General features: G+C 33.4%; 1 pseudogene. It reads right to left on the reverse strand.

The window, feature by feature from the left end:
- Nucleotides 1-139 (reverse strand): annotated as a pseudogene (locus M3090_RS15710) (IS982 family transposase); the annotation flags it as partial.
- Nucleotides 140-332 lie beyond the last annotated feature (193 nt).

Below are 332 nucleotides of genomic sequence, written 5' to 3' on the forward strand. Positions count from 1 at the left end.
TATCACTCATCCGGTTCGGCTTGTTCCGATGCTTCAGATTCCTGTCTTCAACCATGTATTTTTCCTGTGCTTTGGCAAATTCCTTACAAAAATCATCCGCCATACAATAAATCTTCGTAACTTTAGCCTCTGAGAACATAGTGGTAATCGCTTAAATGTTATAATTGGATACTATAAAATTAAGGCTTTTATCGCGATGTTACTAATTCTCAAACAAATAAATTTAATCCTTATATCGAATTCACGTTAATTATCTAAACGATTTTGGGAACAGAACCATGTATATAAATATACCGAGAGAATTTGAGCTCTTCAGATTTTTTGTATTTGGG

It is taken from the genome of Bacteroides sp. ET71 (assembly GCF_023336905.1).
Classification (GTDB): domain Bacteria; phylum Bacteroidota; class Bacteroidia; order Bacteroidales; family Bacteroidaceae; genus Bacteroides.